General features: G+C 54.9%; 27 protein-coding genes. 11 read left to right on the top strand and 16 right to left on the bottom strand.

Annotated elements, in window-relative coordinates; all coding sequences use genetic code 11:
- Positions 1–92 precede the first annotated feature (92 nt).
- The 3 genes from ACR9ZQ_RS30300 to ACR9ZQ_RS30290 all read left to right on the top strand — a co-directional run bounded on the left by ACR9ZQ_RS30300 (position 93) and on the right by ACR9ZQ_RS30290 (position 1832).
- On the top strand, positions 93–665 hold the full coding sequence (locus ACR9ZQ_RS30300) for a hypothetical protein (RefSeq protein WP_481429432.1): 573 nt from the start codon (positions 93–95) through the stop codon (positions 663–665).
- Between the two features lie 136 nt (positions 666–801).
- Positions 802–1620 carry a metallophosphoesterase gene (locus ACR9ZQ_RS30295; RefSeq protein WP_481429431.1) on the top strand — a complete coding sequence of 273 codons (819 nt, stop codon included), beginning with the start codon at positions 802–804 and terminating at the stop codon, positions 1618–1620.
- 41 nt (positions 1621–1661) lie between these two features.
- Positions 1662–1832, top strand: a complete 171-nt coding sequence (locus ACR9ZQ_RS30290) for a hypothetical protein (protein ID WP_481429430.1) — start codon at positions 1662–1664, stop codon at positions 1830–1832.
- Positions 1833–1871: 39 nt separating this feature from the next.
- Here ACR9ZQ_RS30290 and ACR9ZQ_RS30285 read toward each other — a convergent pair whose 3' ends face one another.
- The 3 genes from ACR9ZQ_RS30285 to ACR9ZQ_RS30275 all read right to left on the bottom strand — a co-directional run bounded on the left by ACR9ZQ_RS30285 (position 1872) and on the right by ACR9ZQ_RS30275 (position 4370).
- The gene (locus tag ACR9ZQ_RS30285; RefSeq protein WP_481429429.1) at positions 1872–2666 is read right to left on the bottom strand and encodes a hypothetical protein; all 795 of its coding nucleotides are present in this window, start codon (positions 2664–2666) and stop codon (positions 1872–1874) included.
- A gap of 137 nt (positions 2667–2803) precedes the next feature.
- Positions 2804–3841 carry an HNH endonuclease gene (locus ACR9ZQ_RS30280; protein ID WP_481429428.1) on the bottom strand — a complete coding sequence of 346 codons (1038 nt, stop codon included), beginning with the start codon at positions 3839–3841 and terminating at the stop codon, positions 2804–2806.
- Between the two features lies 1 nt (position 3842).
- Positions 3843–4370 (bottom strand): hypothetical protein, encoded by a 528-nt coding sequence (locus ACR9ZQ_RS30275; RefSeq protein ID WP_481429427.1) that lies wholly within the window; start codon positions 4368–4370, stop codon positions 3843–3845.
- Between the two features lie 115 nt (positions 4371–4485).
- Between ACR9ZQ_RS30275 and ACR9ZQ_RS30270 the strand changes: the two genes are divergently transcribed.
- From ACR9ZQ_RS30270 to ACR9ZQ_RS30255, 4 genes are all read left to right on the top strand, one after another.
- Entirely contained in the window at positions 4486–5169 is a 684-nt protein-coding gene (locus ACR9ZQ_RS30270; protein ID WP_481429426.1) for an AAA family ATPase, read from the top strand.
- Positions 5129–5419 (top strand): ribbon-helix-helix domain-containing protein, encoded by a 291-nt coding sequence (locus ACR9ZQ_RS30265; RefSeq protein WP_481429425.1) that lies wholly within the window; start codon positions 5129–5131, stop codon positions 5417–5419. The genes ACR9ZQ_RS30270 and ACR9ZQ_RS30265 overlap by 41 nt, the downstream gene beginning before the upstream one ends.
- 125 nt (positions 5420–5544) lie before the next feature.
- On the top strand, positions 5545–6060 hold the full coding sequence (locus ACR9ZQ_RS30260; RefSeq protein ID WP_481429424.1) for a hypothetical protein: 516 nt from the start codon (positions 5545–5547) through the stop codon (positions 6058–6060).
- Between the two features lie 78 nt (positions 6061–6138).
- Positions 6139–6921 carry a hypothetical protein gene (locus ACR9ZQ_RS30255; protein WP_481429423.1) on the top strand — a complete coding sequence of 261 codons (783 nt, stop codon included), beginning with the start codon at positions 6139–6141 and terminating at the stop codon, positions 6919–6921.
- 55 nt (positions 6922–6976) lie between these two features.
- On the opposite strand, the gene ACR9ZQ_RS30250 is transcribed toward ACR9ZQ_RS30255, so the two are convergent.
- The 11 genes from ACR9ZQ_RS30250 to ACR9ZQ_RS30200 all read right to left on the bottom strand — a co-directional run bounded on the left by ACR9ZQ_RS30250 (position 6977) and on the right by ACR9ZQ_RS30200 (position 17063).
- Positions 6977–7480, bottom strand: coding sequence for a DUF6634 family protein (locus ACR9ZQ_RS30250; RefSeq protein ID WP_481429422.1), 504 nt, complete (start codon positions 7478–7480; stop codon positions 6977–6979).
- The gene (locus ACR9ZQ_RS30245; protein ID WP_481429421.1) at positions 7477–8469 is read right to left on the bottom strand and encodes a hypothetical protein; all 993 of its coding nucleotides are present in this window, start codon (positions 8467–8469) and stop codon (positions 7477–7479) included. Before ACR9ZQ_RS30245 ends, ACR9ZQ_RS30250 begins: the two co-directional genes overlap by 4 nt.
- Before the next feature lie 79 nt (positions 8470–8548).
- Entirely contained in the window at positions 8549–9010 is a 462-nt protein-coding gene (locus ACR9ZQ_RS30240; RefSeq protein WP_481429420.1) for a hypothetical protein, read from the bottom strand.
- On the bottom strand, positions 8991–9647 hold the full coding sequence (locus tag ACR9ZQ_RS30235) for a hypothetical protein (protein ID WP_481429419.1): 657 nt from the start codon (positions 9645–9647) through the stop codon (positions 8991–8993). The genes ACR9ZQ_RS30240 and ACR9ZQ_RS30235 overlap by 20 nt, the downstream gene beginning before the upstream one ends.
- A gap of 10 nt (positions 9648–9657) precedes the next feature.
- The gene (locus ACR9ZQ_RS30230) at positions 9658–10023 is read right to left on the bottom strand and encodes a hypothetical protein (protein ID WP_481429418.1); all 366 of its coding nucleotides are present in this window, start codon (positions 10021–10023) and stop codon (positions 9658–9660) included.
- 97 nt (positions 10024–10120) lie between these two features.
- The gene (locus ACR9ZQ_RS30225) at positions 10121–10594 is read right to left on the bottom strand and encodes a hypothetical protein (RefSeq protein ID WP_481429417.1); all 474 of its coding nucleotides are present in this window, start codon (positions 10592–10594) and stop codon (positions 10121–10123) included.
- Positions 10595–10657: 63 nt separating this feature from the next.
- A complete protein-coding gene (locus ACR9ZQ_RS30220; protein WP_481429416.1) occupies positions 10658–13066 on the bottom strand; it encodes a hypothetical protein in 2409 nt (802 codons plus the stop codon).
- Between the two features lie 47 nt (positions 13067–13113).
- Complete coding sequence (locus ACR9ZQ_RS30215) at positions 13114–13467, bottom strand: hypothetical protein (protein WP_481429415.1); 354 nt, start codon at positions 13465–13467, stop codon at positions 13114–13116.
- 245 nt (positions 13468–13712) lie between these two features.
- Positions 13713–16052: a TraM recognition domain-containing protein gene (locus ACR9ZQ_RS30210; protein ID WP_481429414.1), complete on the bottom strand. Its 2340-nt coding sequence runs from the start codon at positions 16050–16052 to the stop codon at positions 13713–13715.
- A 1-nt stretch (position 16053) separates the two neighbouring features.
- Positions 16054–16893, bottom strand: coding sequence for a hypothetical protein (locus ACR9ZQ_RS30205; RefSeq protein ID WP_481429413.1), 840 nt, complete (start codon positions 16891–16893; stop codon positions 16054–16056).
- Positions 16893–17063 carry a hypothetical protein gene (locus ACR9ZQ_RS30200; RefSeq protein WP_481429412.1) on the bottom strand — a complete coding sequence of 57 codons (171 nt, stop codon included), beginning with the start codon at positions 17061–17063 and terminating at the stop codon, positions 16893–16895. Before ACR9ZQ_RS30200 ends, ACR9ZQ_RS30205 begins: the two co-directional genes overlap by 1 nt.
- Before the next feature lie 281 nt (positions 17064–17344).
- Between ACR9ZQ_RS30200 and ACR9ZQ_RS30195 the strand changes: the two genes are divergently transcribed.
- Complete coding sequence (locus ACR9ZQ_RS30195) at positions 17345–17533, top strand: hypothetical protein (RefSeq protein WP_481429411.1); 189 nt, start codon at positions 17345–17347, stop codon at positions 17531–17533.
- Between the two features lie 6 nt (positions 17534–17539).
- Positions 17540–18127: an ATPase gene (locus ACR9ZQ_RS30190; RefSeq protein ID WP_481429410.1), complete on the top strand. Its 588-nt coding sequence runs from the start codon at positions 17540–17542 to the stop codon at positions 18125–18127.
- A gap of 46 nt (positions 18128–18173) precedes the next feature.
- Here ACR9ZQ_RS30190 and ACR9ZQ_RS30185 read toward each other — a convergent pair whose 3' ends face one another.
- Both ACR9ZQ_RS30185 and ACR9ZQ_RS30180 read right to left on the bottom strand, forming a co-directional pair.
- Positions 18174–22781 (bottom strand): AAA family ATPase, encoded by a 4608-nt coding sequence (locus ACR9ZQ_RS30185; RefSeq protein ID WP_481429409.1) that lies wholly within the window; start codon positions 22779–22781, stop codon positions 18174–18176.
- Positions 22782–22792: 11 nt separating this feature from the next.
- Complete coding sequence (locus ACR9ZQ_RS30180) at positions 22793–23251, bottom strand: hypothetical protein (RefSeq protein ID WP_481429408.1); 459 nt, start codon at positions 23249–23251, stop codon at positions 22793–22795.
- A gap of 691 nt (positions 23252–23942) precedes the next feature.
- Here ACR9ZQ_RS30180 and ACR9ZQ_RS30175 point away from each other — a divergent pair.
- Positions 23943–24398 (top strand): hypothetical protein, encoded by a 456-nt coding sequence (locus ACR9ZQ_RS30175; RefSeq protein ID WP_481429407.1) that lies wholly within the window; start codon positions 23943–23945, stop codon positions 24396–24398.
- Positions 24399–24431: 33 nt separating this feature from the next.
- Positions 24432–25319: a hypothetical protein gene (locus ACR9ZQ_RS30170; RefSeq protein WP_481429406.1), complete on the top strand. Its 888-nt coding sequence runs from the start codon at positions 24432–24434 to the stop codon at positions 25317–25319.
- Positions 25320–25322: the final 3 nt, after the last annotated feature.

Below are 25322 nucleotides of genomic sequence, written 5' to 3'. Positions count from 1 at the left end.
AGCTACTGATCTGATGAATTAATAGTGGACAATGGGCACCCTGTCAAGTATGGTGATGTCAGTGTTGAGTCTGAGTTCGAAAGGAAATGACGATGGGTTTCACACGTAAATGGTTCATGGCTGACACCCACTTCGGGCATCAGGCCATGCTGGGCTTCTGCCCTGAAACCCGCCCGTTTTCCTCAACGCACGAGATGGATCGGGCGATCATCGACAGCGTGAACGCTCGCGTGAAGAAGGATGACATTCTCTACATCCTGGGAGATTTCGCCTTTGGGAAAGACGAGAACCATATCAAGCGCTGCTTCCATGCCCTGAACGGTCGCAAGCTGTTGATCATCGGCAACCACGATGTTGATCGTGATGGGATGCTGAAGCCGGTCATCGCCGCCCTGCCCTGGGACGAAGCTCCCGTGCATTCTCTGATCACCAAAGACAATGGCACTCGCCTGTTCCTGGCTCACTACGCTCACCGCGCCTGGCCGGGACAATATAAGGGTGCGATCCACCTGTATGGACACAGTCACGGTCGCCTGCCCGGCTGGGCTCGCTCTCGTGACATTGGCCTGGACGTTGCAGACATGGGTTTTGGCCCCATGACGATGGACTTTATTCAGTCCACAGTTCCGGATCACATCGAAACAGGAGAAGAGGTCGAAGAGTGAAGAGCGTCAGTCGTCTCGGGTGACCCCTCCGAAATATGATCTATAGGTCATAGTTCAGCGAAAATATGGCTTATAGATCATAATACACCTATAGCCCTATACACCTAGCAATGTTGACATGTCGGAAAGTAAGACGATGAAGGCTGCTGTAATCTCCGACCTCCACCTCCGCCATGGAGCTGCCGGTGGGTACGGCCATACGCTGCCGAACGACGTCGACGTTGTGATCCTGGCTGGCGACATCACCGCGCCGATCACCAGCAGCCTCGCTTGGGCTCACCGCAACTTTGTCGTGGCGGGATACGAGGTTGTCATTGTCGCGGGCAACCATGAGTTCTACGAGCATTGCTTCGAATACAGCTTGCGCGATGCGCTCAGATATCGATCCAAATATCCTGGGGTCCACTTCCTCGAAAATGAGCAGGTCGTCATTGGCGGGGTTCGTTTCCTGGGTGCTACACTCTGGACCGATTTCAACCTCTACGGAGACCCTTTCACAGGAGCGATGCACGCTCTCCGTGGAATGAACGACTATCGAGCTATCACTTCTATTTCCCCTCAAGGATCGCGCCGCGATTTCGTGCCGTACATGACGGCCGATATGCACGATGCCAGCGTTCGGTTCCTGATGCAGTCGATGAACGAGGCTTTCGATGGTCCGACTGTCGTGGTGACGCACCATGCCCCTCACCCGCTCTCGGTTGCCGAGAAGTACGCGGGCGACGACTATAATCCATCATTCGCCTCGGACCTGTCGAAGCTGATCGAGAATTACCAGCCGGAGTTCTGGATTCACGGTCACACGCATACCAGCTTCGATTACGAAGTACCTGGTACGGGAACCCGCGTGGTCTGCAATCCTCGCGGCTATCTCCGCAGGAATCTTGGCGAATACGAGAACAGGGAATTCGACCCGCTCAAAGTGATCGAGATACCCATTCAACCTGCGGCTTGAGAAGTCGAGGGTTATAGGTCGCTACAATTTAGGGATAGCTGATGGACGAGACTCTCTCTCTTGATGAGCTGATGGACCTGGCTGAAAAGCAGTTGGATGCCATCGAGGCAAACGAGGCATTTGCGGACACCACCACGTGGTTATCCGTCCTAAGCTTCATTGAGCGCGTACAAAGGATCAACGCTTCACTTCAAGCGGATGAAACGCTCTAGGAAGCTAGTCCTATACACGTCGAGTCGTAGAGCTGCCGCTCAGCACTTCACGACCCCGAGGATGCTGAGCCCATCGGGTCCATGGCATTGCGCTTTTGCACGGTTCTCCGGCAGGAGGCAGTTTAGGGTGCATTCCTGAGGAGTAGCGGCGGCCGGTTCGACTTTCTTGACCTCGTCCTTGATGAAGGCGGGAATGAAAAACATCTTTGATTCAAAAGACGTATTCACCACAATCGTAATGGGATCGTCGCTTTCGCGGGTGCAGGTCTGAAATCTCCCGCCTGTCGTGATCACTGTGCCGTCTTTGACTGCCTCATCGCACTTCGCATTGATTACGGTTGGGTTACCCTCAACCGTAGCCTGGTTGACTGCCCCAGCCGAACGCATCTTGTATTGGATAACGAGCGTTTTTCCGTTCAGTTGCCCATTCAAGAACAAACCGGTCTGGTTGCCAGTGCAACTTGCCCACGCGTCCACGATGTTTTTGTCAGCTATTAGCTTGAGGACTTCTAGGTCGCGCTCATCAGACTGTGCGCTAGCAGTGTCGCCGCAATAGTCCTTTGACATACTCTCCATTTTTGAATTGCTCACGCTGCCATTTGCCGAGAATGGCCCATACGAACCGCCCGCGCTGCCAGAGTTGCTCCCGCTCTTCGATGAGCTGTAGGCATCACAAAATTTCTGCTTGAAGGTCGAGCTGAAACTGCCGCTTTGTAGCGTTTTATAGGTGTTGCGGACGCCGTCCTTCAGGATTGCGTCGCACTCACCCGCAAGAGCTGGCGAAACTGATGTGATAATGAAGGCTAGTGTCAGTAAAGATTTCTGAAAAGACATTGCTAAGGCCCCCCTCCGCAAAAAACACCCCCAATTTCGCGCTAACGTACTTGAATAGCAGCGCGATATCTAGGCCGCCGGAGACGCCAGCATTACCAAGCTACAGATATACACGTAGCGTCCTATAGTCGTAGGCGTTATAGCGCATTGGCTGCCGGTGGGCCTGAGCTAACGACCTCGGCATGTAGGACCACCGTGAAATCAGCCTTGGTAGGTTGATCCGACGAGAGATCGATCTTTGCCGACTTAGCCTCACCAAACGTGGCCGGGTCGACGAGGTCCGGGAACCGGAAGGGCGGCAAAGGCTCCCAAGGTGGGCTCGGGTCTTTGGCCTGGGAAGGCACAACTACCGTAAAGGTCTCGTTGCCATAGCGGAGCGCCAGAAGCATGTAGGGCAGTTTCGCGCCACCTGATGCCCTTCGCATCAGGGAGACTTCCAGCAGATCGGGCGGCATAGGTCCCGGCTGGAAGACGTATTGAACTTCGAGTTTCCCGGTCGCAAACGTTGTGTCAGGTGTGGTGATCCAGTTCAAAACGTGAGGAAAATTGGGAAGCTCGCTCTCTGGCAGAAGCGTGTAGGCGATTTTCCAGAACGCTTTCATTACGTTAAGCGGGATATGGTTTTCGCGACGAAGTTTCAGGGTCAGCTGCTGTTTCTCTTCGTCGAGTTCGAAAATCGGATCATCCTCGTAGGATACGATTTTGAACCCGTCGGTGCGGTCGTAATCGACCCTCCAGCTCTGGTCCCCTCCCCTCTTCAGCGTCGGAACCCCGTTTTTGCCCGATATGCGCGCGAGGGTCCGCATGGGCTTCGACCACTTGCCAAGGTCGTCTTCGATCCCATTGCCGAACATCTCATTGCAGGGATCGCATTCGTAGTAGCTTTCGAGAGACTTGTTCCCAAGGCCTTCCGGGATCGCGTGGGCGATCTTTTTAAAGGTTACCTCGGGCTTTGCTTTTCCACAAAACCGGCAAACCCTATTGTCCTTGTCCCCCAGCCTCACCTTTTGACCGACTTTAAGCTTGTGGTGCTCGATCAGCTCGTAGTTTGCCATGTAGAACAGGATCGCCTTCTTCCATTCTGGAAGCTCTCTCCGAACGGTACCGTTGACCAGGGCTTCTGGCGAAGTCGAGGAATTGAGATGTATACGCATAGATTTGTAGATTGATAGCATTCTATAGCTCTCGACAGTATCGGTCTGGGTTTGCAGCAATCTTTTCTGGCGTCACGCTGCCATCGGCTCTTTGGTCTGGAGACTCGTACATTGCCTGAGCGACCTGGAAAGACTGAAACAGCTCGTACTCCGGCCCATCGAGCGTATTGAGGATCGCATCCTGATCCTGAACCGTCCGCTCCAGGAAGTCGCGGTAGTGATCTACGTGTTCAGCATCAACCGGCAGATACTTCAGCCGGTATCGATCCTTGACGATCTGATTAAGGTCGAGCTTGCCCAGCGGCATCTCCCAACCGGCCAGCTTTGTGAACTCGCGGGCGACCAGGATCGCTGATACGAGATCGACGTGCATCTCCTGAACGAAATCGAGCTGCTGCCTCAGCAGGACATCGCTGAAGAACGCCAAGGCGTACGGGTCGCCTTCGCGGGCGCTGGCGGGATCAGCGATCAGGCGGGCAAGGACGTCGGTCGTTATCTTACCGCCGCACGCTTCCGTTATCGTATCAAGGACTGATGTCGTGGTTCGCATGCTCGGAACCATATCAGGAATTGAAACCGATGCAATCTAGGTGTATACATCCCGACACATCGACGCCTATCCAAATTTAACCGTATATTAATCGACACAGATACAGATAGGGCTCATGAAGATTCTCGCTATCACTTCACAAAAGGGCGGCGTCGCAAAGACCACGCTCGCCACGGCCCTCGCGGTCGCCGCAGAAGAAGACGGCAAGTCGGTTGCCGTATTCGACCTCGATCCCCAATCCAGCGCCTGCTTCTGGAGCGACCAGCGCAAGAAGGAGCTAGGCGAGGAAAAGGGGGCTTTGGCAGTCCGGGACATCCAGATTTCCCGACTAGCCCACTATCTTGATGCAATGCGCGAAGCCGGTGCTGACCTGGTAATCCTAGACTGCCCGCCGGTACACCGCGACATCGCTCACGACGCGGCTTCCCATGCAGACTTGGTGCTGATCCCGACGAAACCCGAGGTATTCTCGATCCGAGCTACACAGGCCACCGTGCAGGTCGCCCAAAGCCTGGGAAAGAAAGTCTCTGTGGTTCTGACGTTTTGCCCAACCCAAGGCCAAGAAGTCCAACAAACGAAGGCTATCATCACCATGCAGGGAGCAAGCCTCGCTCCAGTGGATATGCACCAACGCAAAGCCTACGGCCGGGCTCAGATGCAGGGCCTTACGCCTCAGGAGTTCGAACCCGATGGCAAGGCAGCGGAAGAAGTTAGACTCCTATACACGTATATTTCTCAACAGCTAGACGGAGCGACCGATGGCAACGAAGCCAAAACCAAGTCTGTTAAGCGCGCTTGATGCTGTAACGCCAGCGCCAGTAGCTGCAACACCGACCGTCGAGACACCTGTCGAGCCCGTAAAGAGGGTAGGGGCCATTCCAAGCCGTGAGAGTACGGTCCTCGTTGGAGCACACTTACCGGCACCATATGGCAAGGCGCTGAAACTCCTGTCGGCCGAAACCGGCCAGTCGCAACGCGATCTCATCGAAGAAGCACTGAAGATGCTTTTCGTGAAGAAGGGCGCTAGGACGCTAGGAATTGAGATGTAAACACCTAGAGCTGTCGGCACGCATACGGATCGGCAACCGCCATAGGAAGGCCGTGGTATGCCTGGAGACCGTGTAGGCAACTAGGCAAACCTACAGCTATACACCTCGACAAATATCGGAATAGAATGAAACCTCATACCTTTTGCGTCGCAGCCATTCTGGCCGCATCGTCAGCAACTGCTCAAGAACGCGTTGCACATCAGTCCGCAGAAAACGTCGAGTTCAAGCAATGGTCGCTTTGGTGCCGGGCCGATGTACTCGATGACTACGGCGACATCCGCTTCAAGCGCCATTGCACGGCATACCTATCGAGGCCGGGGGAGTTCGACAGCATCCCGATCATGACAATCACAGATAAGCACACCGGCCTGGCGTCGGCGGCAGCCCCTTCAGATTGCGATTACCAGCCGACACGAGTGGCGGTCGATGGCAAGCGCATCGATAACCTCGACGACGACAAGCAGATGGAAGCGATCTTCGCCGGGAAGAAGATGGTTCGCGAAGTCTGGAAGCTGCATTGGCCGGAATGCCAGCACAAGGACGTGACGGTAGACATCACCGGAGCGAAGGAGGCCTGGGAACGTCTGCTGAAACTGAAGGCAAAGATTTACGACAAGAATATTGCCTACACGCCTAAGTGACGCGATGGTGGCCCTCGGCACAACCGAGTCGGGGCAGGGGTCTTCATGGGGGTAGGGAAAGTCATTCGGCGCTGGCTTATGCTGCGCGTCATCGCTATCGCGTTGAAGAAGCGGACTTCCAAAACACTCATCCCACTCACGGGGGCAGAGAGCCGAACGAACGATATCTACGTCGTCTACCTCGTGAACGGGGAGGGGAAGGTCGATTTCGTCGTGGATGCCATGACCTCGACTGGCCTGGAGGGAAAGTTCATCAACAATGGCGTAGGTGAACCGGTTCAGGGATCGGTATCGCACACTGATCTACCGAATTATCTGCTCGACATTCGGCACTACTATCGCGGATTTGAATTCCAATCGCGTGGCATTTGGGCCTTCCTGTGGCCTTGGGCGATAAACTATCCCTATTTCGCCACCACGAGAGAGCGCCGCATCCAGGCGAAGTTCAACAAGCAGCTCCTGACAAGGATGGATCGGATCAAGGTCCTAGAGTACCTTGAATCGGAAACCGTCAAAGATCGCGCTTTCAGGACGAGCCCCACGAGGCTTCTTTCGGCTTTCTACACCGACCGGTGGGTAAACCGTCCCGACAAGGACGAGCTTATGACCTATTACACGCTGCTCCTTGGGGCTCTGCAGGAATCCGGAGACATCGAGGCGTTTGATAATGGCAGCAATTATGCCCTGAAGCCAAAGGCTCTGAACACAATCGCCGCGTATGGGATGGAAGAGCGCCGCCACAACGAAAATCGCAGCATTCAGGTCGCCATCGTAGCCCTGACGATTATCCTGCTGATCGTCGGCGCAGCCCAAGCTGTCGCCGCTGTCTGGGAAGCATTCTTCAAAGCCGCTTCGCCCTAGGTGTAGACGTGCCTAGGTGTATACGCCTAGACTCCGGATCAGCGTCAGCGTTTCCTCATGCGTCATCGTCACCTCCAGCGAAAGGATCGAGGCCCACTTCCTGGCAGTAGGACATGTAAAGGTCGTACGCCTGCTCCCTGGTCACGATCCTACGGCCGAGCATCACCAGGAGCGTGGACTCGAACTGGCCGACGCGCATGATTTTCGGGCCGAGCAGCTCGCGCATCTGCTCGATATACGATGGATGGCCTGGCTTGATCACGACCACATGATGCTTCTCGATCAGGTCCCAGATGCGGCTCTCACACGGTCCCATGCGAGAGACCAAGGCATAATAGTTGTTCTGGGTTTCAGCCCACTGCGGTTCGTCGGCCATGTCCATGCGCACCAGCTTCGAAGTGTAGATCACCTTGCCATCATCGAGGCGCGGGTGATCGTGAACGACACCCGTCAGCATGTGGTCCTCGCGACCGTAACCGACCACCCGCCAACGATTGAGGGACGGGGCGTTCGCCAACTGCTCGTACGTGGGGGCAGGATTGAGAATATCAGCCATCATGGGCGACCTCCAGGAGCTTCGGGAAGGATAGGGCGATCAGTTTCGGTGAAACCCAAGCGAACGACCAACACCGACATCAGCCCATCGAGTTCCTTTTCAAGGTGAGGGGTCGTGTCGCAGTCGTAATCGACCTCGTAGCCGGGGTTCCAATCGATGCAGTCTTTCAGGACGAAGCCGACGTCCATCGAAGCCGCGATCTTCATGGTTTGCTGCAAAATGTAGAACTGGCGGCTGGTCAGGCGGATAATGCAACCCTCACCAATGAGGCTGCCAAAAATTCCCCGAGCGCGGTCAGTCCAGTCCTGGATATACGGCCGAGTGTCAGCTAGCTCCTCGGCCGTCCCGCAAAGTTCAGTAATCTCCATTCCCACAAGCAGTTCATAGCCGGGAACATAGGTGGGTCTGAGGACCAGGAGGCCATCTTCAAAAGCGAGCTTGATATGGACGTATCCGGCCTGATCCCACTCGCGGACTTTGGCAGCTATCTTCCCGAGGTAGTCAAACGCGATCTCCCGGATGTCAACCGGCATTGAAGGATCGAGGGCAGGGGGTCCATCTCGGAACAGGAACGCGAGATCGGCCCAACGAGCTTCGTCCTGTTCGACCTGGGCGGCGGCAGAGGGCAGGTGCTGTTCACAGATGAAGCTCGTATGAGCCCGCTCCGTCGCGCCAGGCAACGCACTGGCACCTGGAAGACCGCAGACCTCACAATGCGACTGGGACGACAGCAGGAGCGCTTCCTGCGCCTTCAGGAGGGCGAGGGCGCTTTCGCCGGTCCAATTGAATTGCCAAGGGGCGACGAAAGCCTGCAGACCATAGGGCATGCGCTCACATCGAACGATCACGCAATCAGCGAGGTCACCGATCTCCTTCAGCTGGGAGAGGAAATGATCGACGGCATGAAACCAACCGTCCGGAAGCGCTGCCACGCTCGGGTCGAAGTACCACGGATATCTCTTCCGCAAGGTCTCGATCTGGTCTGCTTTCATGACGGTCTCCGGAATGAGAGGAAATGAAAAAGGGGAAAGCGTGAGCCTTCCCCTTCTAGCGATCAGGGCAGGGTAGGCGTCATTTCCAGAGATTGCTGGTGGATTGTTCCGCCGAGGTCCGGACGGAAGAGGTTTGCTCATATCGATCAGCATAATTCCGGCACCAAGCGCGATGGCGATAGACGACGTAGCGGTCGAAGAGATTCATGTTGAACCAGCTGGGGCAGAGGTCACCATGAATCTCATTCCGGGTGGCGATCTCACGAGCGCTCGGCTGTTTGTTCAACAGATAGATGCTGGGCAGAAGGCAGAGGCCTATGACAATCAGTCGGCGGAACGCAGCACCATAGCGGCGGTATTGAAGCACTCGGTAAAGGGAGAAGGCGGAGGGGATCGCAATCAGCGCTGCCCCAACGCAGAAAAACATCTCGTTATTGGGCTTGGTGCCATAAAGGACCAGGCCACAACCAGCCAAGACAAGCAGCCCAGCCTTAGAGGAGAAGGCGGCCAGAACTTTTGGGTCAACAGGTGTGTGTTGCATGGTCACTTCCAAAGGTTGCCGGTTGAGAGCACGGGTGCAATTCAGTCAGAACTTTCTCCAGCAAGCCCTCTTCATGCAGCAGCTCATCCCAGCTGAGCGTGTAGAAGTTGCGGGCGTACAGGATTTCCTTCATCCTTTCAGGCGGGAAAGATGGCCCGGTCATGAGGCCTTTGACCGACTGATCTTCTGGAACAGCTGACGATGCATACTTGCCGCCCTTCAGCTCACACCACTCCAAGTCCCAAACGTCATTGACGCGGCCTTCCCGAAGCGCGGAAAAGTAGTCACTGCAAAGGGCAGCTACATTTTGCTCACGGAATTCCTTCTCAGATCGGATCGCCCTGATACCACGATCCGAATCCTTTCCTGCCACCAACGAGACAATTGGCGGCAGCTTGTGGAAGCCCTCGTAAAAGCCGCCTGCAATAGCCGAGATAGTGAACAGTGCTGGGAGCCAGTTCTGAAAAAGATAGTTGCCTAGCGGCGATACGCCTTTCCAGCGAACGTCGCTGTAGCACATGAACAAAAAAACCGCGCCCGACATGACTGACCCGACCAAGGAATAGCCCGCAATCATCAGCACGAAACCCGCGATGATGGTGAGGAATGGCAGGTTCATTTTAGAGACGGCTCTCATGTTCTGTATCTCACTTGTTCACGTCGTACTGAGGATAGGCTTCACACCAGGAAATGTTGCGGTGAACGACCCACTGACCCCAGACACCGGCCTGGTGGTAGGTTGGGCAAAGGCTGGCAGCCACGCGGTCCCGGCTTTCCTTAAGCTGCTGGGCAGCATCAGCGCGTTCGTATCCGAAGCCTTTGCGGACACATGCCGATACATCACAGTAATTCCGGTAGTAGCTGTTCGTCATCATCGCACCGATGAAGGAACCGACAACCGGAAGGGCGACGTAGTAGACGAGCGCACCAAAGAGAGCGATTGCCAGCAAATCGCTGAGCAGTTCACCGAATGCATTTCCCGCCTTGGTGGCGCGATCAACTTTCTTCGTCATGGCTATCACCTTCAAAAACTCGATACGCTTAAATGATGGTGGACAATGGGCACCCTGTCAATAGGGCGTTGGGCTATTAGGGCATCAGAAGAAAGGATTATTTCCAGAGCTGAACAGCAGTGGTTTGCGAGGCGAGGGCCTGAGTATCCGCGCCTGGGAGGCGGTGGACGTAGTCCTTACACCAACGGCGGTCACGGTACTGACCGATGCTGCGGTCAAACCAGTTCCCGTCGCGCCAATTCAGGCATAGGACTTCGAAGGTGCGCTCGTAGGAAGCTAGCTGCGAAGCTGAGGGGTGCCCTTGCTCATTGAGCTGGCTGTAGGCTCCGAGGAAAAGCGGAACACCTAAAAGCAGGGCAATGACGGCCTGGTCGACGCTGAGCCAAGCCAAACGCGTCTTCGACCTCGACGCTCGATCATATCGAAAATGGTAGTGATAATTCCAGGCTAAGATCGAGATTAGAGTAGCAAAAGCCACGATCCATTCATGATAGAAAAGCGCAGCAGCCATTAGTACGACTAGGACCGGTTTACCAAGGGATTTGAAGTATTGCTTACTCTGATCGTTCATAACGGTTTTCCTCTGCCAGAATACAAATGGAAGGAGCCGCCCGAAGACGGCTCCCAATGTTGATCAGATGGAAAGGCTGGGCTCTTCACCCTCGTTCTTCGATACGGACTTAGCCTTCTCCTTGCTCTCCTGACGGGCGAGGTCAGCAGCTACGTCAGAACGGAGCGTGCCTTCCTTCTTCGCTTCGTCGAGAAGACCTTTGGCGTATTCCTCCCAGGAGGAAGGGCGCTTTGCCTCGACAGGCTTCTCGGCTTTCTCGGTCGTCTCGACCTGCTCCAGGCGAATGTCGCTTGTTTTCAACGTGTTCAGCAGTTCCGACTGGTTTGGGGCCTCAACTGCTGAAACGGTCTCGACCTCGGCGGCTTTGGTCTGGGAAGCTTCCTGACGCCGGGCTTCTCGCGCTGCTTCACGAGCCTCCGCAGAATCGGGATGGCCGAACTTAGAAAGAACATCCTGCTCGCGCTTAGTATCGCTGTCGATCAGCTGAAGGGGATCGTTCGCATCCCAGATAGCCCAACCTTCGGACTCACCGTAGTAGGAGCGCTGAAGCAGCTCGCCGCCTTTGAGCATATAACCGTCACCATCATGATGCAGGACAGTCCCCTCAGGCTGTTCGCGAAGCTGAGCGACCATTTCAACACGAGCGTCATAGTCCACGTACTGCCAAGGTTCGACATTGGCTCTTTCTGCTTCGACAGCGGCTTCCTGCTCAAGACGGCTGTTGTCGGCGGCACGCTTCCATTCCCAGTCTTCAACGCCGTTCGGTACGACAGACAGATCGATGGCGACCGCAGTGTTGCCCATCTCGAAAGAAGCGTGCGTCTGCTCAGCTTCACTGTAGAGCTGGGCGACATAGTCGTTGCGCTCACGTGCAGCTTCGCTTTCTAGTGCCTGCTCCTGCTCGATGGTCTGATTGTCGTAATCGGTGTAGAGGTCGGTTTCTTCCATGACGCCAGCCTCAAGGTTCTCGCGAACCTGCTCCTGAACAGCGCGTTCGCGCTCTTCCAGGTAGGCGGGCGAGACATCGAAAGCGTTGGCTTCTGCCTGCTCGACGGACTTCTCCTGAACTTCAACCAGAGCGGCTTCAACAACCGGCTCCCGAACCTTAGGCTCAACGACGACGCTCTCGCTGAGGAGTTCGCGAATTTCCTGATCTTCGACCTGCTGAAGCGTCAGAACTTGATCCTGAGTTTCCGTGGCGAAGAGGGGGACATCGCACTTATTGGCATCCCAGGCGAAGGACTGGTCAGGATCGGTCCAGGTCTCGATCAGGTTGTCGCCGTCGAGGTGGAAGGAAACGCCTTCGTCCTCAAAATTCAGGGTATCGAGGTCACCTTCGCGCAAGCGTTCAACGACTTCCAAGCGGAGAGCTGCCTGCTCGTCATCGGGTTCGAAGCCCTTCTCGATGGCATCGATTTCCTTCCATTCGACGCCTTCGTTCTCAGCGCCGATCTGCTTCAGGGTGGCGATGTCATAGGAACGGTCGTAAGGCTGGTCGATTACGTCATCGAGTTCCTCGTCATAATCCTTGACGATGGAGGTCTGACGCAGCTCCGAGCCGTCGGCAGACAGGTAATAGGTCTCGCCCGGCTGACCGAGCGCAGCCGACTGATTGCTGACAGTCGCTTCTGGCTCAGCGCGAAGGACATCGCGGATCGCTGCCAGCTGGGTCAGCTTGGGTGAAACGCCGGTATCGTCGGGATGACCGCGAAGGGCGGCAGGGTGATCCTTCAGGCTTTCATAGGTCTTGTTGCCATCATGCGAGATGTAATGGCTCCTCAGGACATTCACCTGCCTGAGCGTCTGTTCCTCTACCTGGCTCTCAACCTTGGAAGGAGAGGCGGGAACGCTACGGGGCGCAACCTCGACCCGAGTGAGGAAGTCATACACATCACGGTCGCGAGAAGCCTTGAGCTTGTCGAGAACGGGCGCGAAGACAGCTGCGCGGACCTGATCGCGAGCGCTCGCAGTCGGATTGGCCTTAGCCTGGGACTGCTTTGCAGCTTCCAGACGGGCATGCGCGGTCATCGCCTCGGACATGAAGCCCACACGAGAGCGCCAGACATCACCACCCCCGAAATCGAGCTTCACATGAGTGGGGGTGCCAACCTTGTTATACTCGATGGAGAACACCGCACCCGTATCAATCGGCAACTTGGCTGCGCGGCCTTGCTTGTAGAGAGCGGTGAGCTGCTGAGGATTGATTAGGCCACCCATCTTGTAGGCCATCTCGATTTCCTGATCCACCTGGACCTGAGCAAGTGCAGCTTTGTGTTCAGGTGTCTCAATCACAGATGGACGCGAATAGGCGTTAGCCGAGCCTCCACCTGGCATCAGGCGGCCGTAACGCAGCACGTAATCGTCTTGCGACATGAAGGAGCCGCCGCGACCGAAACCCATTCCAAGGCCGGGGCGGAATTCGTAGATTGGACGCAGGAGTTTACCAATGCGCTCTTTTAAGCCGTCGGCCATGGTCGTACCTCTCTCTCTAAGATTTCGGAATTAGACGGATGGGATGATCAGCGTGCTCGGCCGCGAGAAGCGGACTGCACATCTTTGGCGGCTTCCCGGTCATCTTTCCGGGTCGCGCTCCAGGTTGCATTTTCAGCTTTCTGGGTGTTGGAAGCGGCCTTCACACCGCGCCAATGTTCACCTGCTGCAGCGTAGTTCCTGTCGCGAGTCTCAGCGCCACGCTGCTGTCCATCATCCAGGGCATCCTGCCCCTTTAGCTGGTTGGCGTATGCCTGCCACTGCTGAAGTTCGTTGGACCGCTGGTGCTGCACCTCTTGCCAGTCAGCATCAAGGTTTGCGGCGATCTTCTCGACCAGCCCAGCGTAAGGCGATGAATTACCGCCACCCTCATTGTCAGCCATTTTCAACCTCGTTCGAACGCAAAACAAACAGAACGGGGATGACCTTTTTTGAAACAAAGGGTCGGCCGTCAGCATAGATAGTGCTGAAATATGCCGGATTTGTCAAGTATTAAGTCATTGATATTGCTGATAAAATCTCTTAAATCCGAGTATAGAACACTCGTAAGATTTTATCTAATTTGACTACTACTTGGACACATTCCCTGTTCTCTCCTTCCAAGGTGAGGGCTTTCGCCCCCTCCAATTCAGAGATCAGCCGTCTTCTCGAAGTCCACGAAGTCGGCACGCATCTGACCAGCTCGCTCGACCATGCAGAGCGCGTAGCCTTCACCTTTCCCGAAGTCATCGACCGTGATGCGGGCACGCGATTGCATTGCCTCCACGACCTTCTGCTCTTTCTCGCGGATTTCCTTATTCAGGTCCATGTGGGCTTTGACCTGCTCTTCGGGCTTCAGCTGATCGATCATCGCTCGGACATGATCGAGATTAACGGATCGGCGCGGCTCCGTATTGGGAATGAATTTGTTCAACCAGAGACCGTCGAACAATTTCACTCCACAGCTTGGCCCCGGCTCAGGGCCTTGTTTCCGGATCACTTCCTCATAGTTGGCGTAAACATCATCGTATGAGACTGGAGCCATCATTCCCTGAGACATCATCTTCGAATAATATTCGATGGTTTCCTCTTCGTCGGTCTTCAGTACGATCTTGGTAGCGAAGTTGTTCAACAGATTTCGTGTCGCAACCTCCCCGATCATAAGCTGTATTGCGGCGATGCTCTGCGTTGCGGCAATGAGGTGCAAATTTGTGGATCGTCCCACATTCCAAAATTTGGTGTCGGTCGCGTCGTCCTTCTCATCATGGGTGATGAGGGATTGGTATTCGTCTGCCACCATGCAACAGGAATATTTTTCAATCAGCTCCGGCTGATATTTCTGGCGACGAAGCGCCTGCGACATGAGGCGGGATTTCATCCACATCGTCGCCAAGGTGCCAGCTTCGTTTTCAGTGTTGGAGCTGATCGCGATCATGACGACATTGCCGTTCAACGCCTCTTCAACCGCTACAAGCTTTTCATTCTCTTTTTGGCCGTAGGTGCCGCAGAAGAAGCGCTTCCGGACTTCCTTGTGACGGAAGGCAGCCTGGAACACGCGGCGAACGTTGACCATGAAGCCATCAGCCGTCTCCTTGGCAATATCGAGATATGCTGTTTCCAGGTCACGGCACGCACTATAAGCGTCTTGAAGACGGATAGATGTCTCTGATCCATCGTCTTTATGCCTTTTGTTGTATATCGCTCGTGTCGCGAGAATGATCAGTTTGAGCAGATCACGATCTGTGGCGAGTTTGTAGATGCCATAAAGAGAGTACGGACGAGCCTCAAACTGCTTCATCATAAGGTCAGTGGCGATTTCTTCCCCGTCAAGGACCCTCGCGATCTGAGCGCAGTTGAAGAAGATTTCAGCAGCGGCGTCGTTCCAAAGACCCTCGCCTTTGCCGTTACCAGCGTCGAGCTGTCGCGCCATTCTCAGCATGGTGGCAGCGGCCATTTCGGGTTCCATGCCTGCAAGGACATCGACACCGTGTTGGTCATCGCCGCTAATTCCGACCACGTAGACTTTCTTTCCTTCAGGAACGAGAGGAAGAAGGTCCCGATACAGAATGCCTTTACCGTCAGTGACGTAAGCACCCATGGTGCGGCCCGACGCGAACTGAGTATTCATGATGCGCCGGAACATGGGGGTGATGACCAAGGTAGTCTTTCGACTACCACTCTGGCCCAGAATCATCACGTGCTTGCCCAGGGACTCCTCGTCGAGGCACATCATCTGGCCTTCCGTGGGAGAGCGCAGATTGCCACGGTCACGCATGATGCCGGTCGCTTGACCGAGAAGGATCAGGCTCTTCGTTTCCTTGCGCGTAGCAGCGCTTTCAACCTGACGACCATAGGCCGTGATTTCGGTGGGCCGGTTGGAAGCGTTCATCCGATGTAACGTGAGCACGTCGCTGGTAGGTGCACGAAGACGCCAGCTGATACTATCCCACATTCGCTGCATACCGGCAGTGAAAGCATTCCACCAGAAGATCGGGAAGAGGAGGGCGATAGGCCAACCATTCGAGATCGCGACGGAACCAGATGTCCACAGCATGGCTGCGGTTGCCTGCAGAGACCAGGATGCGATTGCGCCATATGCACCGCTCTCAACCGCCCACGTGGGGAATTCCGGCAGCATGTACCAGGTTTCCATCAGGAACGGGTAAGAGATCAACGCAACACCAGCTGCGAGGAAGGCGCTGAGTTTCAGAGCCTTGCGACCCGCCTTCGCCAGCAAGGTGCTTACCGCATCATCATCGACCTGATTCCATGCGAGCAGTGCAGCGTTTTGGCCGTTGATAAGCTTACCATCCCAAAGAGGCGGTCGGACCACATCAGCAGGCGCTGCGTACCATGCAGAGGGGTACTGATTGAATGGAACGGTGCGGCCTGCGAAGTCCCACAGATCACCCCTTTCAAGACTGTTTTTGCTGAACCTGAATGCGTGATCGCTTGCTTTAACGAGCGCTTTGGAAATGCCTTTGAACATATCAGCCTCTTGGAGCGATCATTGAGAGCACGGGGCGAACGTCAGTGGGAACGGTGCCAGACTTAGTTCTGTCTTCACATCCCGACGGGACTGGCCCCACAAAAGCGCGGCAAGCCTTGTCCTTGAATAGCAGGACCGACCATTGACCTTCGGCATGGCCCACGAATGGGACGACGTCGCTGTCACGAAGCACGATCAGAATGCCAGTCTGCAGTCTGTCACCGAACTTCGAGATTGCCTGTTCCGCTCCGGACACCTTAGGTCCAAATGACAGTGCAACAACGTTCTCCCACGGCTTTGACACTTTGCCAAAGCGAGGAAGGTCCTTTCGCATTGCTGCGACAAGATCGTTGAGATTGCCGACGGTGAGGCCATCCGGACGAGGACGATAATCCGCCATCCACGCAAGACGACCATCACCCTGCAGGCCTCCTCCCAGATCGAAATAGGTAGAGGCAGACTTCTGCCCCATATTCAAGATGAAGTCCGGAGGCCTGTGGTCGATCTGCGTGCCGAGGCTCACGTGAGGCAACTCTTGAATTTCAGGCATCCAAGCCGATGCAGCGTTGATCGCCAGATGATAACCGGCGAACAGACCTACCCAGATCAAGCCGCGTCTCATTCTTTTCGATCCAGTCAGCTTCGAAACACGAGCACCAAGCACCCGACCGCGAGATGCGATCTTTGAGACCTCCATATCCGACCAGTTGGCGCGGTACTCATCAGGCACGCCATCAGAAGCAGCGGGAACACGGAAAGTCGGCCGCTTGATCTTCGGAAGTCGCATTTTGCTGAGAAGCGATGGACGGACCTCGGTCGAGGTAGGCAGGACGTCAGTCATTATTGACCCTCAAGCTCTCTGCGAAATGCAGGCAGACTGTTATCGATGGCTTCGCGGATTATTGCGGACGCCGAATATTTCTTGGTCTTCCCCTTCGCCATCCGGTCAAGGGCAAGCTCCTTGATGACCCGAAACTGCTCGTCAGTAAGTTCGAATGATGTGGTGGGCATGCAATTATCCTCATGGTTCAACGATCCAATATGTCATTACCATAGGTGCTCATTGTCCACCATGGAAGATACGTGTAAATCATGGTCGAAACACAATTAATGATGGATTGATGATCTGTTGCGCCTATGATTCAGAATGAACCATCTATGAATCCAGAGCGTTAGGCCGGTATTAGAGGATGCAACCGACATGAGGACAGGCCTCGATTCCGTTTCAGATCGTGGCTATATATCGGCGACGGTTCTGGTATGATGTAACCGCTGAAACGACAGGAAACACGATGCTGCTGAAGCTGCTGCATGAAAAGCTGCCTGAGATCGAGCGCATTGGCGTCGAAGCCGAGGAGCGTGGCAAGAAGCTTGGCATCAAGCCGTCCTGGTCGAAAGCCAAGTCAACGACTGTCAGCAAAATCACCCGAGAGACAGCACCCTCGATCCCGGCTCCTACCGGCAAGCTCGCCAGCCGGTAAATCAGCATGTCGAAACCGCAATGCACGATCCTGGCCGGTCCTAACGGCTCCGGAAAGTCCTCGATCTACGCGAAGATGAAGCCGCCGGGCGAATTCGTAAATGCCGACGTCATTGAGGCCGCTTTAGAAGGCGACCTCAGCAAGGGCGAGCGGCAAATCAAAGCGGGCAGGGGTGCGGTCACCCGCGTTCGCGAGTTGATAGACGCAAGAGCTGATTTTGTTTTCGAAACCACCCTGGCAAGCCACCATTCGATTAACGTGATCGAGAGCGCCATCGACCACGGTTTTGAGGTCGGACTTCTCTTCGTAGCTCTGGATCATCCTCAAAGGAATGTGGAGCGCGTGCAGTTTCGCGTAGCGGACGGCGGCCATCACATTCCGTCTCCGGACATCATCAGGCGCTACAAGGCTTCCTTCTCGAACCTGAGCCGTGCGTTGAAGCTGGTCCACTCGGCCGCGATCATCGACAATTCAGATAAAGTCCCTGAGATCGTCTTCGAAATGGAGAAGCGAAGGATCGTCGCAGATCGATCCCGCGACATCGAATTTCATAAGACGTTATCAAAATACGTAAGATCAGCGACCCAAAAGTGAAAAAAGGCCCGCTTGCGACGGGCCTCGTTCTCGATGGGTGAGGGGACTACCGGCCGCGCCGTGGACCCTGAGTGAGTTTTTCCTCGTCCTCACGCTGCTTGGCTCTGGCCTGCTCCAGCTCCTTGGACGAAACCTTGCTACCTTGTTCCCTCACCAGCTGATCGGCCCATTCTTCCATCGTGCGGGGTCTGCGGAAGCCGGTCTTCTGTTCAGCCTGCTCCGACCTCTGCTCGCCGCGCTCGGACTTCAGACGAGCCTGCAGGGCTTCGCTGATATCTTTGAACTGTCGCTCAGGCCGCTCAACCTCGTGCTTGGCATTCGGATTTCCGGTCTCGACAGCCTCCCGAACGTCAGCCTCGAACTTGACGTTCTGCTCGTCGTTCTGACCAATGCCGCGCCAATCAGCATCGGGGTATTTCCGTGCCAGATCGTAGAACATCGCCAGCTCGGTTTCCTTTGGATTGCCAGCCGTGGTGACCCACAGGGTGTCCTCGCGATAATTCTGCGCCTGGAAGTCGGTTGCTAAGTCTGAGCTGCTTTCCGCCCATGCGATGAACTTCGGATCGACCGTATTGCCGTAGGTCATCAAAACACGTTGGGTGTCCGCAGAGGTCTCGTTCATGCGCTTGCCTTCGAAGCGGCCTACCGGCCCCTTGCGGATGACGCCAACAACCTGATCCTCAAACTTCAAAGCGAACATGAAGCCGTCGATATTGCGGTTCGGAATTGGCGTGTAGGTCTTTTTGACGCCACTTCCATCCACGATCCAATCCTTCTGCTCTGCGCTCTCCAACTTAAGGACGCCGAACGCTGCCAGGCGACGCTGAGTTTCCTCGTTGATCCCCCTGTTGATCAGGTCCTGGCTGTAGACGCCGTTTCCGACCTCGCGACCGAGAGCCCAGCGCTTCTCCTGCTTCTTGATCATTGAAACGTCGAAATCGGCCATCTTCGGCAGATCGCGCTCAAACCTCTCCTTTGGCGGAAGCTGAATGACGGGCTCCGGTTTGTAGGTGGAATTAGCAGAAGTGAATTCCTTGTCCGGCCGGGTGCGGAACACCCCACGCAGGAAGTGTTTCGCATCGCCGTTTGTCATGCCACGAAAGTGTTCCAGGAAACTTACGATATTACCATTCGCGCCTTTTTGCCCGCGCAGGAACCAAGTCCAGTCGCCCTTGAGCCACTGGGTCGCAACATATTTCACGCCCTTGCCGAAGCGGACGGTGTACTCAGTGCCTGCACCAAACTCCGCATGATGAGTGTTGCGGCCCCAAATCGATTCATGATCCTTAGTACCACCCTGCGACAACATGAATTCCGCCAGGTCTTTCCTGACAAACTCGTTGACTTCGTTGGGCATGACGCGACCCAGGTTCTCCGGATATTTCTTCGACTTATCCTTTGCCTTGAATTCATACCCGCTCTTCGCCGCCTGTTGCCTCAGCGCTTCAGCCGGGTTCTCCTTGGCATTGATGGGTTTATTCGAAACGGCGTTCGATAAAGCCTTCTCCTCTACTTTCGGCTTCCAACCATTTGCGAATGGGCCGGTCGGCCGGGTAGGGGGCTGACGACGTGGCAATGTGTTTTTCTGGCTTTCCTCCATCATTTCAAACTCTCTCACTCTCTCTTCATAAAGAACAATTTCTTTGTAGGCCTCGATGACCTCTTTTGGTGCGTCTACGAAATCACTGATGTTTTTCTTTGCGTCCTCTTTCTGGCTCTCACGAAGCCAGTCTTCGAGGATCATCTCGTCGGTCACGATCTTATCGCTGTCCGCAGGGTTCTCTTTGGCAACGACTTTGCCACCGCGCGAGAACTTCATCTCGACGCCACCGGCAGAAGCCAGTTTGTCGATCAGGCGCTCGCGCTCGACGTAGATGTTGCAGGATTCCTTGAATCTCGTCGCCGCGACATATGCTTGACGCCATGTCCAGCCGTCCGAAACCAGCAGGAATGTATGCAAAAATGTTGACCCCTGGGCGGAATGATTGGTTCCTGACCAAGCCCAGTTGACTTGTGGCACCTTCGGGGTAGGGCGCTTGTTTTTCTCCGATGGCTCCTCGCGGAAGCCGACCAGCTCGCTGACCTTGATTGCCATGTCATGCTTCATGTGATCGAAGCGGACAACGAAGACGTCCTCGGTGCCTTTCTGCTTGTCGGCAAGGATGATCTCCTTCACCGTGAAGGTCTGGCCGTTGAACAGCTTCTCCTGGTCGATGCTCAGGTTTTCGCCCAGCTGCATACGCTCGCCAGCGCGGACGCCAAGCTTGGTGATCGTTTCGCCGTCCTTTGCGAGAACGTCCAGCTTATATTCGAACTCGCCCAGCGCACCCTTCTCGATGAGGGCCTTACGGACGGACTGGTTGATCTTGCGAACTTCAGCGTTGGTCTGAGCGATTAGGTAGCAGGACTCGCCTGGATTGCTCTCCATCTTCTTCAGCATGTCAGACACGGCGCGATCAACAACCTGATCCCGGCCGTTCACGAAATGAACGAAGCCACGGTCATGATACTCGCGGAGAGCATCAGAGGTCTGTCGCATCGAAAGCTGTACCGAGGCCTTACGAGCCCACTGGTGGTTCTGGCGAATAATCTCGTCGAGGACGAATGAGCCATAGATCGAGCTGATGGCTCGGAACGGCGCACCGGCCTGAACGGCTTCGAGCTGACGGCTATCCCCGGTCAAAATCACCCGGCAACCGGTGACCCGTGCCATTTCGATAAGGTCTTCCATCTGTCGTAGCGAAAGCATTCCTGCCTCGTCGCAAATTATGGCCGACTGTTTCCCGATGTCGAGCTTCCCGGCCTTCCACTTTTCCAAGAGGCCGTGGATGGCCATACCGCGCTTGTCGCCACCGAACTCAATGCCGGTGTCGTCGCAGAGAACCTTGACCGCTTTCCAAGCGACAGCTGTGCCGTAAACCTCGTAGCCGTCTTCGCCCAGCGCCTTCACGAGAGCGCCCATGGTGAATGACTTACCGGCACCAGCTCGGCCTTCGATAACCTTGATCTGGCCTTCCCCGGCAGCATAGCGAACAGCATCAGCCTGCTTCTTCGTCAGGTGCAGGGTTTTCTCAACGGTCAGGAACGATCCGTCTTCCTGTTTCTGCTTCACCTGGACGGTCTTGCCCTCGGCAATGATGCGCTCGACCATCGACCTGCGTAGGGCAGGGGCAGTCGTTGCCATCATGTCCACCTTGGCAAGCATCTTCCATTCGCGGTCGATGATGTCTTGGGTAGAGAAGAAGCTATCAGGACCTTTCTTGCCGAGTGCGATCAGCTTCTCGTCACCAGCGATCTTGTCGTAAACGCGGGTCTGGATCGGCGTTCCACCATAAACTTGGACAGCCTCATAGATGTGCTTACGCATTTCCCTCTCAGAGAATGCGACTTCATTTTCGACCAGGTGATTGAACGCCTCTTCGACGACATCTTCTTCAACCAATTCGACCGGGCGTTTCTCACCGAGTTCGATACCAATTCGAGCAGCTTCCTCACGATATGCCGCCCACGACTTATCAAGCTCTTCGTCACGAGCTTCCTTCGCCTTCGTCATCTTGTCGATGACCGAATGAAGGTCCATTCCGAGATCGGTTGCTTCCTTTGCCCACTGGTCAACCAGCTCCTCGAAAGGCGGAAGCTCATCCTTATCCAAGCGGGTGTTGCGGTTGATATTGACGGTAGCTTCACGATCCTTCGATTTGTCATAGCCAAGGACTTCGGCCATTTCCGCAATCGTGTTCGTGCGCTTGCTCCAACCATCCTTCAGCTCGGATTCGAAACCGACGATACCCCATGCTTTGCGGATTTTCTCAAAATCCATTCCAGGGACCAAGTGGCCGATCTTATCCTTTAGCTTGTCGACCATATTGCCACGGAAGTTCGCCGCCAATGCGCCCCCGTAACGCTTCAATTCGATGTTATCGCCAGCGGTAATATGACCGTCCTTGTAAACGACCATGTTGATCCAGACGTTATGGATGTGCAGCTGCGGATCGCCATCGCGGCTCGTGCGATGGAAGAACTTGATGATCGGAGCATCGACAGCGGCCTCATAACCATATTCCATCAACAGCTCGCCGGTCTCCGGATCGTGTTTATGTTCGCCGGTAATAGGATCGATGACAGGCTTCGAGCGGCGGCCGACAATCCAGCCATTGTCGAATGCGTGCTGCAGCATGGCATCGTTTGCCTCATGCAGAGCAGCCTCAATACCCTGGACCAGCTCCAAGGAATATTTGTCGTTCGGGTTCCGCTTCAGCTCGGCCATCGCCAGCGCCCACAGAGCGGAGACATCCTTTGGCGGAGCGGTCATGTTGTCGAAACCGGGGCGGCGGTTCGCGTGAACCGGCTCACCAGTGATCGGTGAAACCTTCACGAAGTAGTCGCCGGTCAGTGGGTGACGGCCCTTCGCCATATCTTCCATGACGTCGAAGCTGACGTGCTGGCCGTTCTCGAAGAGCGCCTGTACGGGAAGAGAGGAAGGGACTTTTTGCTCAGGGGAGAATGCAACACCAGGCGCATCCTCGTTATCGAAATAACGGAACTGACGATGATCAAGTTTGCCTTCAGCCTGCAATTTCGCAGCCGACATCTTCGCCTTGTAGGCGTTCTCTCTGAAATACCCGAGGTGGGAGATGGCGACGGAAGTGAACAATTCGGAACCCCTTACGCGCTCTGCTTGATGCCGAGCAGGGCATTCTTCGCGGCCAGCTGATTGCGGAGGTCCGCGTTCTCTTCGAGCAGTCCAGCGATCAATTCGTTGTTGCGTTCCAGGTGCTCATTGTGGGCCTGAGAGGCTTCGAGTTCGACCTTTGCGATCTCGCCTTCAGTCAGAGCGCGGAACAGGAAGTTGAGGGCGTTATCGCCCATAGCCTGATCCTTCAGGATACCGATGACAGAGGTAAGTTGGGACACGGCATCATCAAGGCGACGGCCGCGATCCAGCTGAGCGAGCAGGGCTTCCTTGATGACGTCTGCACGCTTCAGAAGTTTTCTGTTCTCAAGACGATGAGCGTCGATCTCCTTATCGATGAGATCGAGAACGTGCGGCGGAAGAGAGACTTCAATAGTCTTCGAACCAGACGATGCCTTCGCCTTGGCGGGTGCTGCCTTCTTTTTTGTCAACGTCTTTGATGTCCCTGCAGGCATCGCATTTTCCTCTAATATTTCCGGCGGAGAAATCGTTAGATTTCAGAGACTTACCCGGCGACAGCCGGGACAATAAGGGCCATCCCGATGGCGTCTAGTATTCACCGCTTCCCCAGAAGCGTCTCCGCAATCATCAAACATCAGTTTGTGAATTGTCACAACAGCCGAAATCCAACTTCATTAATAATTCCTTCCACAACCAAAACCTAATTGATTTTTGAATATTTCTGAACTCAGCCTCAATCCCATCTTGTTGCCGACGATGACAACGTTGAAATCACACCATAGGTAATGTCCACAGTGTCAACAATGCACAACACCAAGCATCAATTTATGAAGAGCCCAGTTAAATCCTGATCAATCGCATAAGGTAAATTATGGAACTGACAACATATTTTGTGAACGGCACAGGTTATAAAAGGTTGAGATACCTTATCTTGCCTTTTTATAACGTCAATCCGATGTTTTTCGAATTATCGAATGGTAGCGATTTGACGAACCGTCATTTAACGTTTGCGGATTTTCAAAGCAGACCGATTTCAGCGCCGTATTGACGACGCGCGAATTTATGAGCAAGCGAGGAAATGATTAACCTCGAAATCTGATTGACAAAGCCCAATGTCCACTTCATCAATGTCGCCACGATAACGTGATGAGGTTTTCTCGGATGGCAGACGAAGAAGCAAAAGAGGTCGATTACAACGACATTGTAGCGGCCCTCAAGGAAATGGCGAAAACGCCAAACCGCAAGAACAAGACCCTGAAGGATCATCTGCGCGATCCAGAAATGAAAGCCGCAATCGAAGCTGCAAAATCTGCTGGATACAGCAACGAAGACATTGTGAATGTTCTTCGGAGCAAGGGCGTCATTACGACAGCCGGAACTTTTGGCAGTTACTGGTCTGAGGTCAGCCGTGAAGGCCAGGCCAACGCGGCACCCAGAGCGAAAGCAAAATCCACCAAGGCGTCCGCGCCGAAAGCTGCCGAAACCAGTTCCGAGCAGACTGCGGAAACGTCCGCAAAGCCGGATGCGAAAGCACCGGAAACGGGTTCCGATAACGGCAGCAAGCCTGAAACCAAGACACCCATCAATCCCGCACAGAGAGATCGTAAGTCCCTCTAAGAATGCCGACAGCGCCATAAGGAGTATTGTGTAATGGCAACTGCAGCAAAGAAGGTTGAAGCTCAAAGCTCAACCGGTCTCTTCGTGATCATGGCCTCCGACAAAGGTGGCGTTGGTAAATCCTTCTTCTTCCGCTTCCTGGCTGAATTCCTCCGGAAGCAGAAGGACGGCGTTTTGCTGTTCGACGGCGACGGCGGCACAGGTTCCTCTTTCCGCATTTTCGGCAAGCGCGATAATGACGGTTATCTGCTCGATGACCAGGACCCGGCCGTAGGCATCCAGCCCTACAATCTGCGAAAGTCTCGCCCCCGTGAAACCCTGATCAACTCCGCTACCCTCGGCGGCACGATCACGATGCACGATCTTCCCGGTGGTTCCTTCGATGCGATCTCCGAGATCGTTGATGGCGGCGGCGAAAGCCTGCACGGCATTTTTGAAGGCATCATTTCCGTCGATCAGAAGCCGGTCGTTTTCCACCTCGTCCACCATGAAGATGAAAGCACCGAGTCCGTTGCTCGTTTTCTGGATGCGACCGAAGGCCTCGACATCGTGCACATCGCCGTCCTCAACTACCGTGACGCGGAAGCCAAGGAAGATTTCGAGATGTGGTATGGCTTCGAAAATCATGAGGGCGAACGTGAAGGCGGTCGAACCCGTGAACGCCTCCTCGCCACTGGCGGATTTGAGATCGTGGTCCCTCGTCTGATGCTCTCGGCAGCATCGCGCATCAAGCGCAACAACCTGCTTTTCAGCGAAGCAGGTGACAAGGACAACCCGAAGTCAAAGCTCCTGACGCTGGCGCAGCGAGCGCAGGTGGATCGCTGGTATCGCCAGATGGTCAAGGCGCTCACTGACACTGAGAAGGCGACGAACCCGCAGTTCGAAACGGCGAAATCCTTCAAGGCTCTCTTCGGCATCTGATCA

The organism is Rhizobium sp. KNZ14-9A, assembly GCF_056755015.1.
This window is presented reverse-complemented; position numbering and strand designations above follow the sequence as displayed.

What these genes read in the sequence shown, in the direction of transcription:
- ACR9ZQ_RS30175 (WP_481429407.1), top strand. Translation starts at nt 23,943, where the DNA reads ATGGCAGACGAAGAAGCAAAAGAGGTCGATTACAACGACATTGTAGCG.
- ACR9ZQ_RS30225 (WP_481429417.1), bottom strand. Translation starts at nt 10,594, where the DNA reads ATGAACGATCAGAGTAAGCAATACTTCAAATCCCTTGGTAAACCGGTC.
- ACR9ZQ_RS30220 (WP_481429416.1), bottom strand. Translation starts at nt 13,066, where the DNA reads ATGGCCGACGGCTTAAAAGAGCGCATTGGTAAACTCCTGCGTCCAATC.
- ACR9ZQ_RS30240 (WP_481429420.1), bottom strand. Translation starts at nt 9,010, where the DNA reads ATGCAACACACACCTGTTGACCCAAAAGTTCTGGCCGCCTTCTCCTCT.
- ACR9ZQ_RS30265 (WP_481429425.1), top strand. Translation starts at nt 5,129, where the DNA reads ATGGCAACGAAGCCAAAACCAAGTCTGTTAAGCGCGCTTGATGCTGTA.
- ACR9ZQ_RS30190 (WP_481429410.1), top strand. Translation starts at nt 17,540, where the DNA reads ATGTCGAAACCGCAATGCACGATCCTGGCCGGTCCTAACGGCTCCGGA.
- ACR9ZQ_RS30275 (WP_481429427.1), bottom strand. Translation starts at nt 4,370, where the DNA reads ATGCGAACCACGACATCAGTCCTTGATACGATAACGGAAGCGTGCGGC.
- ACR9ZQ_RS30270 (WP_481429426.1), top strand. Translation starts at nt 4,486, where the DNA reads ATGAAGATTCTCGCTATCACTTCACAAAAGGGCGGCGTCGCAAAGACC.
- ACR9ZQ_RS30290 (WP_481429430.1), top strand. Translation starts at nt 1,662, where the DNA reads ATGGACGAGACTCTCTCTCTTGATGAGCTGATGGACCTGGCTGAAAAG.
- ACR9ZQ_RS30285 (WP_481429429.1), bottom strand. Translation starts at nt 2,666, where the DNA reads ATGTCTTTTCAGAAATCTTTACTGACACTAGCCTTCATTATCACATCA.
- ACR9ZQ_RS30205 (WP_481429413.1), bottom strand. Translation starts at nt 16,893, where the DNA reads ATGACTGACGTCCTGCCTACCTCGACCGAGGTCCGTCCATCGCTTCTC.
- ACR9ZQ_RS30295 (WP_481429431.1), top strand. Translation starts at nt 802, where the DNA reads ATGAAGGCTGCTGTAATCTCCGACCTCCACCTCCGCCATGGAGCTGCC.
- ACR9ZQ_RS30300 (WP_481429432.1), top strand. Translation starts at nt 93, where the DNA reads ATGGGTTTCACACGTAAATGGTTCATGGCTGACACCCACTTCGGGCAT.
- ACR9ZQ_RS30195 (WP_481429411.1), top strand. Translation starts at nt 17,345, where the DNA reads ATGCTGCTGAAGCTGCTGCATGAAAAGCTGCCTGAGATCGAGCGCATT.
- ACR9ZQ_RS30215 (WP_481429415.1), bottom strand. Translation starts at nt 13,467, where the DNA reads ATGGCTGACAATGAGGGTGGCGGTAATTCATCGCCTTACGCTGGGCTG.
- ACR9ZQ_RS30230 (WP_481429418.1), bottom strand. Translation starts at nt 10,023, where the DNA reads ATGACGAAGAAAGTTGATCGCGCCACCAAGGCGGGAAATGCATTCGGT.
- ACR9ZQ_RS30200 (WP_481429412.1), bottom strand. Translation starts at nt 17,063, where the DNA reads ATGCCCACCACATCATTCGAACTTACTGACGAGCAGTTTCGGGTCATC.
- ACR9ZQ_RS30245 (WP_481429421.1), bottom strand. Translation starts at nt 8,469, where the DNA reads ATGAAAGCAGACCAGATCGAGACCTTGCGGAAGAGATATCCGTGGTAC.
- ACR9ZQ_RS30255 (WP_481429423.1), top strand. Translation starts at nt 6,139, where the DNA reads ATGCTGCGCGTCATCGCTATCGCGTTGAAGAAGCGGACTTCCAAAACA.
- ACR9ZQ_RS30260 (WP_481429424.1), top strand. Translation starts at nt 5,545, where the DNA reads ATGAAACCTCATACCTTTTGCGTCGCAGCCATTCTGGCCGCATCGTCA.
- ACR9ZQ_RS30210 (WP_481429414.1), bottom strand. Translation starts at nt 16,052, where the DNA reads ATGTTCAAAGGCATTTCCAAAGCGCTCGTTAAAGCAAGCGATCACGCA.
- ACR9ZQ_RS30235 (WP_481429419.1), bottom strand. Translation starts at nt 9,647, where the DNA reads ATGAGAGCCGTCTCTAAAATGAACCTGCCATTCCTCACCATCATCGCG.
- ACR9ZQ_RS30250 (WP_481429422.1), bottom strand. Translation starts at nt 7,480, where the DNA reads ATGATGGCTGATATTCTCAATCCTGCCCCCACGTACGAGCAGTTGGCG.
- ACR9ZQ_RS30170 (WP_481429406.1), top strand. Translation starts at nt 24,432, where the DNA reads ATGGCAACTGCAGCAAAGAAGGTTGAAGCTCAAAGCTCAACCGGTCTC.
- ACR9ZQ_RS30280 (WP_481429428.1), bottom strand. Translation starts at nt 3,841, where the DNA reads ATGCTATCAATCTACAAATCTATGCGTATACATCTCAATTCCTCGACT.